At 66.6% G+C, this 14,641-nt stretch carries 15 protein-coding genes; 8 read left to right on the plus strand and 7 right to left on the minus strand.

Annotation, left to right across the window (positions count from 1 at the left end; all coding sequences use genetic code 11):
• The first annotated feature begins 89 nt into the window (after positions 1–89).
• Positions 90–1,142, plus strand: coding sequence for a tRNA dihydrouridine(20/20a) synthase DusA (dusA, locus tag DGO_RS02365; protein ID WP_043800703.1), 1,053 nt, complete (start codon positions 90–92; stop codon positions 1,140–1,142).
• Here dusA and DGO_RS02370 read toward each other — a convergent pair.
• The gene (locus DGO_RS02370) at positions 1,129–1,731 is read right to left on the minus strand and encodes an Ig-like domain-containing protein (protein WP_145975230.1); all 603 of its coding nucleotides are present in this window, start codon (positions 1,729–1,731) and stop codon (positions 1,129–1,131) included. The two genes, dusA and DGO_RS02370, sit on opposite strands and share 14 nt — an antisense overlap.
• 153 nt (positions 1,732–1,884) lie before the next feature.
• On the opposite strand from DGO_RS02370, the gene topA reads away from it, so the two are divergent.
• The 5 genes from topA (at position 1,885) to DGO_RS02395 (ending at position 6,744) form a co-directional block, all read left to right on the plus strand.
• Complete coding sequence (topA, locus tag DGO_RS02375) at positions 1,885–4,830, plus strand: type I DNA topoisomerase (RefSeq protein WP_014683881.1); 2,946 nt, start codon at positions 1,885–1,887, stop codon at positions 4,828–4,830.
• Positions 4,831–5,142 (plus strand): hypothetical protein, encoded by a 312-nt coding sequence (locus DGO_RS02380; protein ID WP_145975231.1) that lies wholly within the window; start codon positions 4,831–4,833, stop codon positions 5,140–5,142.
• A gap of 70 nt (positions 5,143–5,212) precedes the next feature.
• Positions 5,213–5,632, plus strand: coding sequence for a hypothetical protein (locus DGO_RS02385; RefSeq protein ID WP_014683883.1), 420 nt, complete (start codon positions 5,213–5,215; stop codon positions 5,630–5,632).
• Between the two features lie 69 nt (positions 5,633–5,701).
• Positions 5,702–6,025, plus strand: a complete 324-nt coding sequence (locus tag DGO_RS02390) for a cupin domain-containing protein (RefSeq protein WP_014683884.1) — start codon at positions 5,702–5,704, stop codon at positions 6,023–6,025.
• A 152-nt stretch (positions 6,026–6,177) separates the two neighbouring features.
• Positions 6,178–6,744 carry a type 1 glutamine amidotransferase domain-containing protein gene (locus tag DGO_RS02395; protein WP_014683885.1) on the plus strand — a complete coding sequence of 189 codons (567 nt, stop codon included), beginning with the start codon at positions 6,178–6,180 and terminating at the stop codon, positions 6,742–6,744.
• A gap of 68 nt (positions 6,745–6,812) precedes the next feature.
• Here the strand turns inward: DGO_RS02395 and DGO_RS02400 are convergent, their stop codons facing one another.
• Positions 6,813–7,085 (minus strand): hypothetical protein, encoded by a 273-nt coding sequence (locus DGO_RS02400; RefSeq protein ID WP_014683886.1) that lies wholly within the window; start codon positions 7,083–7,085, stop codon positions 6,813–6,815.
• 12 nt (positions 7,086–7,097) lie between these two features.
• Positions 7,098–7,964, minus strand: a complete 867-nt coding sequence (locus DGO_RS02405; protein WP_043800706.1) for a glucose 1-dehydrogenase — start codon at positions 7,962–7,964, stop codon at positions 7,098–7,100.
• 271 nt (positions 7,965–8,235) lie between these two features.
• Here DGO_RS02405 and DGO_RS21545 point away from each other — a divergent pair, with 271 nt between their 5' ends.
• Positions 8,236–8,844: an ATP-binding protein gene (locus DGO_RS21545; protein WP_169330983.1), complete on the plus strand. Its 609-nt coding sequence runs from the start codon at positions 8,236–8,238 to the stop codon at positions 8,842–8,844.
• Between the two features lie 44 nt (positions 8,845–8,888).
• Complete coding sequence (locus tag DGO_RS21550) at positions 8,889–9,617, plus strand: hypothetical protein (protein WP_014683889.1); 729 nt, start codon at positions 8,889–8,891, stop codon at positions 9,615–9,617.
• 41 nt (positions 9,618–9,658) lie between these two features.
• On the opposite strand, the gene gcvP is transcribed toward DGO_RS21550, so the two are convergent.
• From gcvP to gcvT, 4 genes are all read right to left on the minus strand, one after another.
• The gene (gene gcvP / locus DGO_RS02410) at positions 9,659–12,541 is read right to left on the minus strand and encodes an aminomethyl-transferring glycine dehydrogenase (protein WP_043800709.1); all 2,883 of its coding nucleotides are present in this window, start codon (positions 12,539–12,541) and stop codon (positions 9,659–9,661) included.
• Between the two features lie 37 nt (positions 12,542–12,578).
• Positions 12,579–13,079, minus strand: coding sequence for an AAA family ATPase (locus DGO_RS02415; RefSeq protein ID WP_226991420.1), 501 nt, complete (start codon positions 13,077–13,079; stop codon positions 12,579–12,581).
• Positions 13,080–13,086: 7 nt separating this feature from the next.
• Complete coding sequence (gcvH, locus tag DGO_RS02420) at positions 13,087–13,452, minus strand: glycine cleavage system protein GcvH (protein ID WP_043800712.1); 366 nt, start codon at positions 13,450–13,452, stop codon at positions 13,087–13,089.
• Between the two features lie 84 nt (positions 13,453–13,536).
• The gene (gcvT, locus tag DGO_RS02425; protein WP_014683893.1) at positions 13,537–14,613 is read right to left on the minus strand and encodes a glycine cleavage system aminomethyltransferase GcvT; all 1,077 of its coding nucleotides are present in this window, start codon (positions 14,611–14,613) and stop codon (positions 13,537–13,539) included.
• Between the last annotated feature and the right edge of the window lie 28 nt (positions 14,614–14,641).

Consider the following 14,641-nt stretch of genomic DNA (forward strand, 5'->3'; position numbering starts at 1 on the left):
GCCGGGCGGTGGGGCCGTGAGGCGGGCGGCGAAGCCCGGCCTACGGCCCACATTCCGCCCGCCGCGGCCGACGTACACTGACCGGCCGTATGAGTGCCGCCCCCCGCCCGCCGCATACCCTCTCGGTCGCGCCGATGCTCGACTGGACCGACCGGCACTGCCGCACCTTCCACCGCACGCTGACCCGCCGGACGCTGCTGTACACCGAGATGGTCACGACCGGCGCCGTCCTGCACGGCGACCGTGAACGGCACCTGGGTTTCGGCGTGGTCGAGCACCCGCTGGCGCTGCAACTGGGCGGCAGCGACCCGGCGGCGCTGGCCGAGTGCGCCCGCATGGCCGAGGACTACGGATACGACGAGGTGAACCTCAACTGCGGCTGTCCCAGCGACCGCGTGCAGAGTGGGGCCTTCGGCGCGTGCCTGATGGCGACCCCCGACGTGGTGGCCCGCGCCGCCGAGGCCATGAGACACGCGACCTCCCTGCCCGTGACCGTCAAACACCGTATCGGCATCGACGATCTGGACAGTTACGGCCATCTCGCGCACTTCGTCGGCACGGTGGCGCAGTCGGGCGTCACGACCTTCATCGTGCATGCGCGCAAGGCCTGGCTCTCGGGCCTCTCGCCCAAGGAGAACCGCGAGATTCCGCCGCTGCGCTACGACGTGGTGCAGCGGCTGAAGGCCGAGTTCCCGCACCTGACGGTGGTGCTCAACGGCGGCATCCTCTCGCTGGACGCCGCGCAGGACGCCCTGGCCTGGGCCGACGGCGCGATGATCGGCCGCGCGGCCTACCAGGACCCCTTCCTGTTGGCGGCGGCCGACCGCGACCTGTTCGGAGAGGCCGCCACGCCCGTCACCCGCCGCGAGGCCACCGAGGCGTACCTGCCCTACGTCGCCGCGCAGCTCGCGCAGGGCCAGCCCCTGAACCGCATGATGAAGCACACCCTGGGGCTGTTCGCCGGACAGCCGGGCGCGCGGCACTGGAAGCGCACGATCTCCGAACAGGGACATAGGCCGGGAGCCGGGCTGGAGGTCGTCGAGGCGGCCCTGGCGGGCGTCCCCGACGAGGTGCTGGACGCGCGGGCCGGGGAGACGGCCCCGCAGCCCGCGCCGGAAACGGCGCAGCTCAGCCCGGCCTGATCAGCGGTCCACCTTGCCGCGCGGGCACACCATCCCGCCGCCGCCCGTACTGGGTCCAGCCGCCTCCCCTGCTGCACACCGAGCGCAGCATCCCGGTCTGGTCCACGGTCGCCACGTCCGGGTTGCTCGACGACCAGACCACCTCGCGCTGCCCGGCGGGGGCGTCCACGAAGGCCGTATACCGCTGGTAGAACGGCCAGGAGCCCACCCGCAGGTCGCGCGGCCCCAGCACCACGAAGCGGCGGACGGTCGGCGCGTTCGGCACAGGCGTCAGGCGGATGGTTAGTGGGGTGGACTCGACCGGGCCACACTCGTTGACCTCGATCCGGACGCGGCGCAGCGTGACCGGCCTGTACCCTTGCCGCTGGACGCTGACGGTATACCGCCCCTGGCCCTCTCGCCTCACCCGGATCTCTGCCTCTCGCTGGGGCGCGAACAAAGGGGCCGAAGCGTCGGCCAGCACCAGCCCCCGCTCGTTCTTCAGCGTCACGGCGACGGGGGGAGTCAGGACGGCCGGGCAGACCACTGGCGGCGGCTTCTGGGCCGATCGGGGCGCAGCAGCCAGAGCCAGGGCGGCGAGCAGCGTCAACGTACCCGGAGCCTGCGCCCCGCCGCCGACGCCCGCCTGCCTTGGCCCACCACAACCCTCTGGCTATTGCAACCCCCGTCCTCATAAAGGGGTCAGGGGGCATGGTACGCTCTGGGCAGAATTTTTCTTCATCCCCCACGGAGTCAGCGTCTTATGTCCAATACCCTCGTCATCGTCGAATCGCCCGCCAAAGCCCGCACCATCGAGAAGTATCTCGGAAAGGGCTATACGGTCGAGTCGTCTATCGGACATATCCGCGACCTGCCCAAGAGCGCCGCCGACATCCCCGAGAAGTACAAGGGACAGGCCTGGGCGCGTCTGGGCCTGGACATCGAGAACGATTTCCAGCCGCTGTACGTGGTTTCGCCGGAAAAGCGGCAGCACGTCGCCAAGCTCAAGAAGATGGCCCAGAGCGCTGACGAGATCATCCTGGCGACCGACGACGACCGCGAGGGCGAGAGCATCGCGTGGCACCTGTACCAGGAACTCAAGCCCAAGGTGCCGGTCCGGCGGATGGTCTTCCACGAGATCACCAAGGAAGCCATCCAGGCCGCCATCGCCGCGCCGCGCCAGATCGACACCAACCTCGTCGAGGCGCAGGAGGCCCGCCGGGCGCTCGACCGCCTCTACGGTTACGAGGTCAGCCCGGTGCTGTGGAAGAAGGTCGCGCCCAAGCTCTCGGCCGGACGCGTGCAGTCGGTCGCCACGCGGATGCTCGTCGAGCGCGAGCGCGAGCGGATGCGCTTTGTGTCGGCTGAGTGGTGGGATCTGCTCGTGACCGGGCGCACGGCCGGGGGCGTCACCTTTCCGGCCCGCATGACCGACGTGTCGGGTCCGGACGGCAAGCTGCACAAGCTGGCGGCGGGCCGCGACTTCGACCCGCTGACCGGCCGGCTCAAGAAGGGCGTGGACGTCCGGCTCCTGACCGAGACCGAGGCCCGTGCCCTGGCGACCGGCCTGACCGGTCAGCCCCTGACCGTCACCTCCGCCGAGGAAAAACCCTTTACCCAGCGGCCGTATCCGCCGTTCATCACCTCGACGCTGCAACAGGAAGGCAGCCGCAAGCTGGGCTTTGCCGCCACTCGCACCATGCGCGCGGCGCAGCGCCTGTACGAGGGCGGCTACATCACCTATATGCGCACCGACTCGACCAACCTCAGCAGCGAGGCGGTCGGGGCGGCGCGCACCCAGGTCGCGCAGATGTACGGCCAGGACTACCTGTCGCCGCAGCCGCGCGTGTATGCCAAGAAGGCCAAGAACGCCCAGGAGGCCCACGAGGCGATCCGCCCGGCGGGCAGTTCCTTCCGCACGCCCGACAGCCTGCGCGGCGAGCTGAGCGGCGACGAGTGGCGGCTGTACGACCTGATCTGGAAGCGCACGGTGGCCTGCCAGATGGCCGACGCGCGGGGCCGCAGCCTGCGCGTGCGCCTGTCGGGCAAGGCGAGCACGGGCGAGGCCGTGGCCCTGAGCGCCTCGGGCCGCACCATCGATTTTCCCGGCTTCCTGCGGGCCTACGTGGAGGGCAGTGACGACCCCGCCGCCGCCCTGGAAGACCGCGAGACGCCGCTGCCCCCCCTGAAGGAAGGCGAGCGCGTGCAGGCCGAGGCCGTGAAACCCGAGGGTCACGAGACCCAGCCCCCCGCGCGCTACACCGAGGCGAGCCTGGTGCAGTCGCTGGAGGGTGCGGGCATCGGGCGGCCCTCGACCTACGCGAGCATCCTGGGCACCATCCAGGACCGGGGCTACGCGACCAAGAAGGGGCAGGCCCTGGTGCCCTCGTGGACGGCCTTCGCCACCTCGGCGCTGCTGGAGCACCATTTCGGGCGGCTGGTGGACTACGACTTCACCGCCAAGATGGAAGAGGACCTCGACGAGATCGCGGGCGGGCGCGAACACCGCGTGCCGTACCTGCGCCGCTTCTACCTGGGCGAGTCGGCGCAGGGCGGCGCGGTCGAGGGCATGGCCCTCAAGCCCACCATCGAGCGCCAGATGGGCGAGATCGACGCCCGGGGCATCGCCACCATCCGGGTGCCCCGGCTCGACGGCAGCGGCATCGAGGTGCGGGTGGGGCGCTACGGCCCCTACATGGAGCGCGGTGAGGTCAAGGCCAACCTCCCCGACGACCTCGCGCCCGACGACTTGACGCTGGAAAAGGCTGAAGACCTGCTCGCGCGCCCCAGCGGTGACCGCGTGCTGGGCACCGACGAGGCGACCGGGCAGCCGGTGGTCGCCCGCGCCGGGCGCTACGGCCCCTACGTGACCCTGGGGGCGGAGAACCCGCCTATCCGCACCGCCAGCCTCTTTCCCGGCGACGACCTGAATACCCTGAGCCTGGAACGGGCCCTGCGGCTGCTGAGCCTGCCCCGGATGGTCGGTGTCAGCGAGGGCGAGGAAATCTGGGCCTTCAACGGCAAGTACGGGCCGTACCTCAAGCGCGGGAACGAGAGCCGCAGCCTGACCAGCCACGACCAGCTCTTCACGGTGGGTATCCACGAGGCCGAGGCGATCTTCATGCAGCCGCGCTTCGGCCGGGGCCGGGCCGCGCCCGCCGCGCCGCTGCGCACCTTCGAGTTCGAGGGCCGCGCGCCCATCCTGCTCAAGTCGGGCCGCTTCGGGCCGTACCTGACCGACGGCGAGCGCAACGCCACGCTGCGCAAGGGCGAGGAGGAAAGTACCCTGAGCGCCGAGCGCGCCCTGGAAATCTTGGAGGAGCGCGGCAAGGAGCCCCAGAAGAAGGCGGGGCAGAAGGCGGGCAAGGCCAAAGCCCCGGCCAAAACGAGTACGGCCAAAGCTGGAGCCGCCAAGGCCGCCCCCCGCAAGACCGCCACCGGGGCAGCTCCGAAGAAGGCGGCAGCCAAAAAGCCCGACCCTAAGACGGCAGCCAAAGCCGCCCCGGCCAAGGTGGCCCTGACCTGGGCCGACCTGAGGCCCCACGTGGGGGTGCTGAGCGCGCAGGAGCGCCAGCTGGTGACCGCCATGCGCGAGCAGGGGCGCAAGGTCGAGGACGTGGCCCCCGAACTCGGTCTGGACGTGAAGAAGGCCAAGGGAATGGCGTTGCAGGCCAGTAAGAAGCTGAACCAGGCGGCGCGCGGGGCCTGAGTGCGTCCGCCGCCCCGCGCCCGTCCGGAGGTGCCCCAGGCCCTCCACTTCGTGCGGCTGGCCCAGGGGTCGCCGGGCCAGTGGGTCGTGTTGCCGGGAGGCGCGCTTCAGGTGCTGGGGCTGGCCGGTAAGACGGACGGAGGCGCGCAGCGCGGCTGGCTGCTGTGCCTGCACGGCGAGGTCCTGCTCGACTTTCCCGACGGCAACTTCGTGCGCCTGCGCCCCGGCGAGGGCTACGCGGCGACCGGGCCGTGGGAGGCCCTGCCCACCCGTGCGGGCAGCGTGCTGCTGCTCGTGGCCGCCGGAAGCTGAGCCCTGACAGCCGCCTGCAAGCGGGCAGCCAGTTGGTGGGGCCGGGGCGGCCTACACTGCCCTGACCCTTATGCCCCTCGGTGACGCGCCGAACTACAGCACCCCCCGCACGCTCGGCCTCGCCGGGGTCAGCATCCTGGCTGCGCTGGCGCATTTCGGGCTGGGGGCCTTCGATTACGGCGGCGAGCGTTACCTGGGGCTGGCGGGAATGCTGCTGGCCGGGCTGCTGCTTGTATACGGCGTCCTGACCCTGATCCGCTACGCCGAAGCCCGCGACGCCATGAGCGATCCCAACCCCCGCACGCCCATGTATCACACGCCGCACGAGCGACTGACCCTGGTGATCGGGCTGGGCCTGAACCTGCTGGGCGCCCTGGCGGCCCTGGCCTGGGCGCTGGCGGGCGCGGCCTGGCCCTGGCACCTGCTGGGCGCGGCCCTGAACCTGTGGGGCGCGTGGCTGGCGTGGCGCGCGCGGCCCCGGCCGGACTGAGCCGCCTTGCCCAAGCCGCCTGAATGTCCGCCTCACCCCGGCGCGCGGCGCGGCTGCGACGCTGGGTCCATGACACAGCAGAGCAGCTATAAGGTCAGCCAGGGCAGCACCACGCACGGCAAGGACGGCGAGCATCACCTGATCAAGGGCGAGAGCAGCAGCATGCGCCTGTGGCACAACGAGCAGCCGCAGGACACCGCCGACAAGACCCCCCACGCCAACGCCTACGAGACGCTGGGCTACGTCATTCAGGGCAAGGTCGAGCTGACGGTGGACGGCCAGACCCTCACGCTGGAGGCCGGCGACAGCTACCGCGTGCCCAAGGGCGCCGAGCACACCTACCGCGTCCTGGAAGTCCTGAACGCGGTCGAAGTGATCACGCCGGGCGAGTAGGTCGCGCGGGTTCCCAGGCTCCCCCACGTGGGGAGTCTTTTGTTGGCAAAGGTGCCCTGGGGCAGGGTGCCTAAAGTGCGGCTCAACAGGCCCTAAATGCCGGTTCAGTCGCCCGTCATGGGGCCGGGAGAAGCGGGCGGCATGCTGGCCCCATGACCAAGCAGACCTTAGAAGGCAAGAAGATCGCCATCCTGGCCGCCGACGGCGTGGAGGAAGTCGAGCTGACCGGCCCCCGTCAGGCGCTGGAAGACGCGGGCGCGACCACCCACCTCGTCAGCCTGAAGTCGGGCCAGATCCAGAGCATGAAAGGCGACATCGAGCCGCAGGCCAAGTACGACGTGGACAAGACGGTGGATGAAGTCAGCGCTGCCGATTACGACGGCCTGGTGCTGCCCGGCGGTACGGTGAACCCCGACAAGCTGCGCCTGAGTGACGCCGCCATGAAGTTCGTGCGGGACGCCTACGACAGTGGCAAGCCCATCGCGGCGATCTGTCACGGCCCGTGGAGCCTGTCTGAAACGGGTATCGCCAAGGGCCTCAAGCTGACGAGCTGGCCCAGCCTCCAGCACGAGCTGAAGCTGGCCGGCGCGCAGTGGGTGGACGAGCAGGTCGTGACCGACAAGGGCGTGGTCACGAGCCGCAACCCCGACGACATCCCCGCCTTCAACAAGAAGATCGTCGAGGAATTTGCCGAGGGCGACCACAGCAGCAAGCGCTGAGACGAGGCAGACAAGGCCCCGGACCTGTAGATGGTCCGGGGCCTTGTCGTGCCTGCCTTCCGGCCGCCCTACAAATCTTCGAGTTCGGAGGTCGGCGCGGAGCCGGCGCCGTCGGTATCGGCCCCCACCGCCGGGGCCGGGCTCATGGTGCCGGGCATCCCGCCCATGCCCCCGGTGCGCGGCGTGTCGGTGGTGGGGTTCAGCGGGTCGCCCGAAAGGGGACGCTCCTGTAACTCGGGGCGCGACATGTTGGGCAGGTCGGTGTCGGGCGTGGTGCTGGTGGGCGTCTCGGCGGGGTCGGTGTCCACGGGGGGGTTGTAAGTCTTGTCGTCGGGGGTCATGGCAGGTCCTCCTTAAGCGGTGATCTCGCCGCCGGTGATGGCGTAGACGGCGCCGGTCGTGTACTTGCTGTCGGCCGAGGCCAGCAGCACGTAGGTCGCGGCCAGTTCAGCGGGCTGTCCGGGGCGGCCCAGCGGGGTCTTCCTGCCGAACTCGGGGGCCGACTCGGCGTCGCCCTGCACGACCAGCGGTGTCCAGATCGGCCCCGGCGCCACCGCGTTCACGCGCACGCCCTTCTCGCCCAGCGCCTTGGCGAAGCCCTTGGTGAAGGTCACGACCGCGCCCTTGGTCGAGGCGTAGGGGAGGATGGTCGGCGTGGGCTGGTACGCCTGCACCGACGCCGTGTTGATGATGCTCGCGCCCGGCTGGAGGTGCGGCATGGCCGCCTGGCACAGGTAGAAGATGGCGAAGACGTTGGTGCGGTAGTGCCGCTCCAGGTCGTCCGGCGTGACCTCGGTCATGTCCCCGAAGTTCTTCTGGTAGCCGGCGTTGTTGACCAGCACGTCCAGCGCGCCGAATTTGGCCACAGTGCGCTCGACGAGTTCGTGGCAGTGGGCCTGCTCGCCGATGTCGCCCGGCAGGAGCAGCACGCGGCGGCCGGCCTCGCGCACCAGCCGGGCCGTGTCCTCGGCGTCCTCGTGCTCGTCGAGGTACGACACCACCACGTCGGCGCCCTCGCGCGCAAAGGCCAAGGCCACGGCCTTGCCGATGCCGCTGTCGGCGCCGGTCACGAGGGCCACCTTGCCCTCCAGCTTGCCGTTGCCCCGGTACGACGTTTCGCCGTGGTCGGCCCTGGGGTTCAGCGCTCCTTCGGTGCCGGGGTTGTCCTGCTTCTGGGGCGGGATGTTCGGGGCGGGCTGGCGGGGGTCGTCCTGGGTCATGCGGCATTGTCAGCCGCCGCCGTAGCTGGGGCGTAAGAATTTCTACCAATAGGCTTGAGTTGTGGTTAAAATAGTGTATAGCAAACTTGGTAAGTCAACGGCCGTATGACCTAGCTTCGTGATAAAGAATTTGGGAAGGCAAAAGTTGGGAGGAAGAGGATGACACTGCATGTCTATAGATCTGAGATTCGAGACAGCACAATTAATGAGCTCTTAGAAAAAATTGATAAGAGAAATATCAATAAGTATATATCAGATCGAATTAGAAAAGGTGAGGGGCTTCGAGAATGCGTCGATTCAGTTTGACTTTCCTGTTACGGCAATTATTGGCAGAAACGGGGGCGGTAAAACTACAATTCTAGGTGCAGCGGCATGTCTGTATGAGAGTATTAAGCCAAGACAGTTTTTTGCTAAAAGCGGTGCATTGGATAACAGCATGCAAGGCTGGAAAATGTCATATGAAGCTGTGGATAAATCAGTTTCAACTAGAGACGTAATTAGAAAGAACGCAACATTTACTAGCTCAAAATGGTCTCGGGACACCCTTAAAAGAGATGTCTTGGTATTTGGAGTTATTCGAACACTTCCAGCCAGCGAGCGTACTGAGATGAAGAAGCTGGCTTCAAATAATTATGAAATTGATGATAAGCAGATTGAAGCTATGGCTACCGACGTCAGTTTGGCGGTTTCTAAAATTTTAGGAAAAGATATAAATAAATTTAGTCATATCAAAATAGATAAGTTGGGCAGAATATCTTTGTTAGCGGGAGTGACTGCTGATGGTAAGTCGTATTCCGAATTTCATTTTGGTGCAGGAGAATCTAGTGTTATCAGAATGGTTATGAAGCTCGAAGGGCCTCTAATAATTCGCTGGTTCTGATAGAGGAAATAGAAAACGGATTATACCCTTTAGCAACTGTAAAAATGGTAGAATATCTGATAGATATAGCGTATAGAAAAGGAATTCAAACTATATTTACAACTCACTCTAATGACGCTCTAAGAGTTTTGCCTAGTAAGGCAATATGGGCAATTGAAAATGGAGTTGCTAGACAAGGAAAGCTAGACGTAAATATGCTGAGAAGCATATCTGGAAATGTAGACAGTGAATTAGCTGTATTTGTGGAAGATGTTTTTGCAAAATACTGGATTGAAGCAGTTATAAGGGCGCATCATCCTGCTCGTGGAGATAGCGTAGGGGTGTATAATATAGGTGGTGACTCCAAAGCTCTGAGTACTCATATCGCTCACAGTATTAACCCAGCGGCCTCATTGACTTCCATATGTTATCTTGACGGAGATGCATCTGTAGAAGCTAACGCTTCTAAAAAAGTCTATAAACTTCCAGGACAATCGCCTGAAACATATATATATGATAAAGTTAAGGATGAGATTAGGGAGTTTAAAGCAAGACTTGCTATCGCCATGCATTTAAGTTCTGCCGATCAAGATCGTGTTGAAATTGCAGTTGAGGAAGTGAGGCGTACAAACCGAGATCACCATTTGCTATTTAGACAGCTAGGAGATAAACTTGGTTATTTAAGTGGGAATGTAGTTTCAGGTGCGTTTATCAGTACATGGATAGAGATATATCCAGAAGAGGCTAAAGTAATATACCTACCTATAAAAGAAACTTTGCAAAAATTCGATTAAAGGGGGGAAGGCTACTCCCCCCTTTAATCGAATTTTTACACTCAAGCCCCGACCCAATCCTCCATCGGCGGGCAGCTACACACGAAATTCCTGTCCCCGTACACGTTGTCCACGCGGTTGACGCTGGGCCAGTACTTCCAGGCCTTCTGGGCCTTGGCCGGGTAGGCCGCCACTTCGCGGCTGTACGCCCGCGTCCAGTCATCGGCCATCAGGTCGTCCTGCGTATGCGGCGCGTGCTTCAGCGGGCTGTCCTCGGCCTTCAGCAGCCCGTCCTGCACTTCCTGAATCTCGCGGCGAATGTTCAGCATGGCGTCCACGAAGCGGTCCAGCTCGGCTTTCGGCTCGCTCTCGGTCGGCTCGACCATCAAGGTGCCGGGCACCGGGAAGCTCATGGTGGGGGCGTGGAAGCCGTAGTCCATCAGGCGCTTGGCGATGTCCTCCTCGCTGATGCCGGTCGCGGCCTTCAGCGGGCGGATGTCCAGAATGCACTCGTGGGCCACGCGCCCGTTCAGGCCGGTGTACAGCACCGGGAAGGCCCCGCCCAGCCGCGCGGCGACGTAGTTGGCGTTCAGCAGCGCGACCTGGGTGCTCTGCTTGAGGCCCCGCGCGCCCAGCAGCCGGATATACAGGTAGCTGATCGGCAGGATGCTCGCGCTGCCGTACGGTGCGGCGCTCACGGCCCCGGTGCGGCTCTCGCTGGTGGGGCGTACGGCGTGGTTGGGCAGGAAGGGCGCGAGGTGCGCCTTCACGCCAATCGGCCCCATGCCCGGGCCGCCGCCGCCGTGCGGAATGGCGAAGGTCTTGTGCAGGTTCAGGTGCGACACGTCGCTGCCGATCAGGCCGGGCTTGCTCAGGCCCACCTGCGCGTTCATGTTCGCGCCGTCGAGGTACACCTGCCCGCCGTGCGCGTGGATCAGCTCGCACACCTCGGTCACGTTCTCCTCGTACACGCCGTGCGTGCTGGGGTAGGTGATCATCAGGGCGCCCAGGTTGGCGCTGTGCTTCTCGGCCTGCGCCTTCAGGTCGGCCATGTCGATGTTGCCCTGATCATCGGTCTTGACCACCACGACCTGCATGCCCATCATGGCGGCGCTCGCGGGGTTGGTGCCGTGCGCGCTCGCCGGAATCAGGCAGATGGTGCGGTGCGATTCGCCCCGGCTCTCGTGGTACTTGCGGATCACCAGCAGGCCCGCGTACTCGCCCTGCGCGCCGCTGTTGGGCTGGAGGGACACGGCGTCGTAGCCCGTCACGTCGGCCAGCCACGCTTCCAGCTCGGTCAGCAGCTCGGCGTAACCTTCGGTCTGCTCGGCGGGCGCGAAGGGGTGCAGGCCGCCGAACTCGGGCCACGTCACGGGAATCATCTCGGTGGTGGCGTTGAGCTTCATGGTGCAGCTTCCCAGCGGAATCATGCCGTGAACGAGGCTGTAGTCCTTGTTCTCCAGCGCCTTGAGGTAACGCAGCATCCCGTGCTCGGAGTGGTGCGCCGAGAAGACCGGGTGCGTCAGGTACTCGCTCTGGCGCTTGAGGGCGTCGGGGATGCCGTCCACTGCGCCCGCTTCCAGCGCGGCCAGGTCGGCGGTCTGCCCGGTCACCACTTCGAGGATGTCCGCGAGGTCGGCGGGCGTGGTCGTCTCGTCCAGGCTGATGGAGACGCGGGTGGGGATATAGGCCTCACCCTCATACCGGAAGTTCATGCCCTTCGCCTCGGCGCGCTCGCGGATGAACTGCGTGTCGCCGTCGAAGGTCACCGTGTCGAAGAACGTCTCGTTGAGGGGGTAGCCCCCGTCCTGCAACCCCTTCGCCAGCATCCCGGTCAGCTTCTGCACGCGCTCGGCAATCGTCCGGATGCCCTCGGCCCCGTGCCACACGGCGTACGCGGCGGCCATGTTCGCCAGCAGCGCCTGCGCCGTGCAGATGTTGCTGGTGGCCTTCTCGCGGCGGATGTGCTGCTCGCGGGTCTGCATCGCCATGCGCAGGGCGGTCTTGCCGCGCGCGTCCTTGCTCACGCCGATCACGCGGCCGGGCATGGAACGCTGGTACTCGCTGCGGCAGGCCAGGAACGCCGCGTGCGGTCCCCCGAAGCCCATCGGCACGCCGAAGCGCTGGGCGCTGCCCACCACGATATCGGCCCCCTGTTCGCCCGGAGGGGTCAGCAGCGCGCAGGCCAGCAGGTCGGTCGCCACGATCAGCGCCGCGCCCGCCGCATGCACCCGCTCGGCGATGGGCGAGAGGTCGCGCAGTTCGCCGTACGTGCCGGGGTACTGCGCCAGCACGCCGAACACACCCTCGGGCAGCTCGTCCGCCGGGTCGCCCACGACCACGTCGTAGCCGAAGTACTCGGCGCGGGTGCGGATCACGTCCAGCGTCTGGGGATGCACGTCGTCGGCCACGAAAAACGCGTTGCCCTTCGCCTTGACCTGCCGCTTGGCGAGGGTCATCGCCTCGGCGGCGGCGGTCGCCTCGTCGAGCAGCGAGGCGTTGCTCACGGGCATGCCGGTCAGGTCCATGACCATCTGCTGGAAGTTCAGGAGCATTTCCAGCCGCCCCTGCGAGATCTCGGCCTGGTACGGCGTGTAGGCGGTGTACCAGCCGGGGTTTTCCAGCATGTTGCGCAGCACCACGGGCGGGGTGTGCGTGCCCGAGTACCCCATGCCGATGTAGCTGCGGAACACCTTGTTCTTCTGCGCGACGGCCTTCAGGTCGGCCAGCGCCTGCGCCTCGGTCACGGGGCCGCCCACCTGCAAGTCGCCCCCGAACTGGATGGCGGCGGGCAGCGTGGTCTCGGTCAGCTCGTCGAGGCTGGCCGCGCCCAGCACCGCCAGCATCTCGGCCTGTTCGGCGGGGCTGGGGCCGATGTGGCGGCGGGCGAAGTCGTCGGTTTGCAGCAGTTCGGCCAGCGGACGGGACAGGGGGGGACGGGTCATGGGGTACTCCTTGAAACGGAAAAGGGGAGGGGGCGGCTCAGCTGCCGGCCGCAGGGGTGACGAGGGCGACGAGGCGGTCGGCCAGTTCGTCGGGGCCCAGCCGGGAAGTGTCGAGTTCCAGATCGGCTCCGGCGCGCAGCAGCGGCAGCACCTCGGCCGTATCGGCCTGAATACGCGCCCACTCGGCGCGGGTCTGGCCGTAGGGGTTGTCCGTGCGGGCCAGGATGCGCGCGCGCATCACGTCCAGCGGGGCGCTCAGCAGGACGACCCGGGAAAAGTCGGGGTAGAACTGCCCCTGGTTGGGCACGCAGCCCTGCACGAACAGGGGCTCCCGGCGCGGGGCGTCCAGCAGCGCCCGCATCCGGTCCTCACGCCAGCGCGGCTCGGGATGACCGTCCGGGCCGGCGTGCAGCTCGCACCAGCCCTCGTCGTCGGTGTCCACCGCGCCGTAACCACGCGCGGCCAGGGTCCGCAGCGCCGTAGATTTGCCCGTGCCCGACATGCCGGTGATCAGGACGGCCGGAACCGGCGCGGGCACGCGTCCCTCAGTTCGCCTGCGCCTCGTAGGCGGCGGCGTCCAGCAGTTCCGGGCTTTCGTCGGTCACGTCGAGCTTGAACAGCCACCCGCCCTCGTAGGGCGACTCGTTGACCTTCTCGGGGCTGCCCGACAGGTCCTCGTTGACGGCCGTGACCGTGCCGCTGGCCGGGGCGTAGATGTCGCTGGCGGTCTTGACCGACTCGACCACGGCGACCGTCTCGCCCGCCGTGACCACGCGGCCCACCTCGGGCAGCTCGACGTACACCACGTCGCCGAGCTGGTCCTGCGCGAAGTCGGAGATGCCGACGGTGCCGTCGGAAGCGAGCCATTCGTGGGAAGCGGCGTATTTCAGGGTGTCGGGGGTGTTGGGCATGGTCAATTCTCCTTGAGGGGACCGGTAGGGGTGGTGAGTGGGGGATGGGCCGGCCGCCGGGGCCGCGGCCCAGACCGGGTCGGCCTATTTTCCGCTGACGTAGAAGGGCACGGCCATGCGCGTCGCCGGGTGGTCCTTGCCGCGCACCTCGACGGCGTAGGTCTCGGCGTTCGCGGCGTCGGCGTCCACCAGGGCCAGGGCGATGGGGTGGCCCAGCGTCGGGCTGGTCGTGCCCGAGGTGACGCGGCCCACGACCTGCCCGTCCACCTTCACGGGGTACCCCTCACGCACCGGCACGCGTTCCAGGCGCAGGCCGATGAGCCGGTGCGCGGCGGGCTGTTGCAGGTGCTCGCGGCCCAGGTGTGCCTTGTCCTTCACGACCCAGCCGTAGTGGCTGCTCAGGGGGTGGATGTCGTCACCGAACTCGTGGCCGTAGAGCGGAAAGCCCGCTTCCAGCCGCAGCGTGTCGCGCGCCCCCAGCCCGGCGGGCACGATCCCGACCGCCAGCAGCTTGTCCCACAGCGTCTCGGCCTCGGAGGCGTCCACGAACACCTCGAAACCGTCCTCGCCCGTGTATCCGGTGCGCGCCAGATGCACATCGAAGTCGAACAGCTTGGCCGCGAAGTAGGCGTTCTTCTTCTTCGCGCCCAGGTCGGTATCGGTGAACGGCTGGAGCGTCTCGGCGGCCTTGGGCCCCTGGACGGCGATCAGGGCGGTCGTGCCCGACTCGTCGGTGAGGGTCACGTCGTAGCCGCCCACCTGCGCCTGGAGGTGCGCCCAGTCCTTGGCGATGTTGCCCGCGTTGACCACCATCAGGTAGGTTTCGGGGGCCGCCATGTAGATGTAGATGTCGTCCACCAGTCCGCCCGCGACGCCGGGCAGCCAGTTGTAGCCGGCGCGGCCGGGGCGCAGTTTGCTCACGTCGTTGGTGGTCACGTGCTGGAGGAAGGCCAGCGCGCCGGGGCCGGTCACGCGGAACTCGCCCATGTGCGACACGTCGAACATCCCCGCGCCCGTACGCACCGCGTCGTGTTCGGCCTTCAGGCCGGCGTACTGCACCGGCATCTCCCAGCCGCCGAAGGGCACCATCCGCGCCCCGGCCCGCAGGTGGGCGGCGTGCAGCGGGGTGCGTTTGAGCACCGGATCAGGGGTCTGGGTCACGTCAGAACTGTACCTGACCCCCCGTCCG

Origin of the sequence: Deinococcus gobiensis I-0, from assembly GCF_000252445.1 — a bacterium.
Taxonomy (GTDB): domain Bacteria; phylum Deinococcota; class Deinococci; order Deinococcales; family Deinococcaceae; genus Deinococcus; species Deinococcus gobiensis.

What these genes read in the sequence shown, in the direction of transcription:
- dusA (WP_043800703.1), top strand. Translation starts at nt 90, where the DNA reads ATGAGTGCCGCCCCCCGCCCGCCGCATACCCTCTCGGTCGCGCCGATG.
- topA (WP_014683881.1), top strand. Translation starts at nt 1,885, where the DNA reads ATGTCCAATACCCTCGTCATCGTCGAATCGCCCGCCAAAGCCCGCACC.
- DGO_RS02385 (WP_014683883.1), top strand. Translation starts at nt 5,213, where the DNA reads ATGCCCCTCGGTGACGCGCCGAACTACAGCACCCCCCGCACGCTCGGC.
- DGO_RS02390 (WP_014683884.1), top strand. Translation starts at nt 5,702, where the DNA reads ATGACACAGCAGAGCAGCTATAAGGTCAGCCAGGGCAGCACCACGCAC.
- DGO_RS02395 (WP_014683885.1), top strand. Translation starts at nt 6,178, where the DNA reads ATGACCAAGCAGACCTTAGAAGGCAAGAAGATCGCCATCCTGGCCGCC.
- DGO_RS02400 (WP_014683886.1), bottom strand. Translation starts at nt 7,085, where the DNA reads ATGACCCCCGACGACAAGACTTACAACCCCCCCGTGGACACCGACCCC.
- DGO_RS02405 (WP_043800706.1), bottom strand. Translation starts at nt 7,964, where the DNA reads ATGACCCAGGACGACCCCCGCCAGCCCGCCCCGAACATCCCGCCCCAG.
- DGO_RS21550 (WP_014683889.1), top strand. Translation starts at nt 8,889, where the DNA reads ATGGTAGAATATCTGATAGATATAGCGTATAGAAAAGGAATTCAAACT.
- gcvP (WP_043800709.1), bottom strand. Translation starts at nt 12,541, where the DNA reads ATGACCCGTCCCCCCCTGTCCCGTCCGCTGGCCGAACTGCTGCAAACC.
- gcvH (WP_043800712.1), bottom strand. Translation starts at nt 13,452, where the DNA reads ATGCCCAACACCCCCGACACCCTGAAATACGCCGCTTCCCACGAATGG.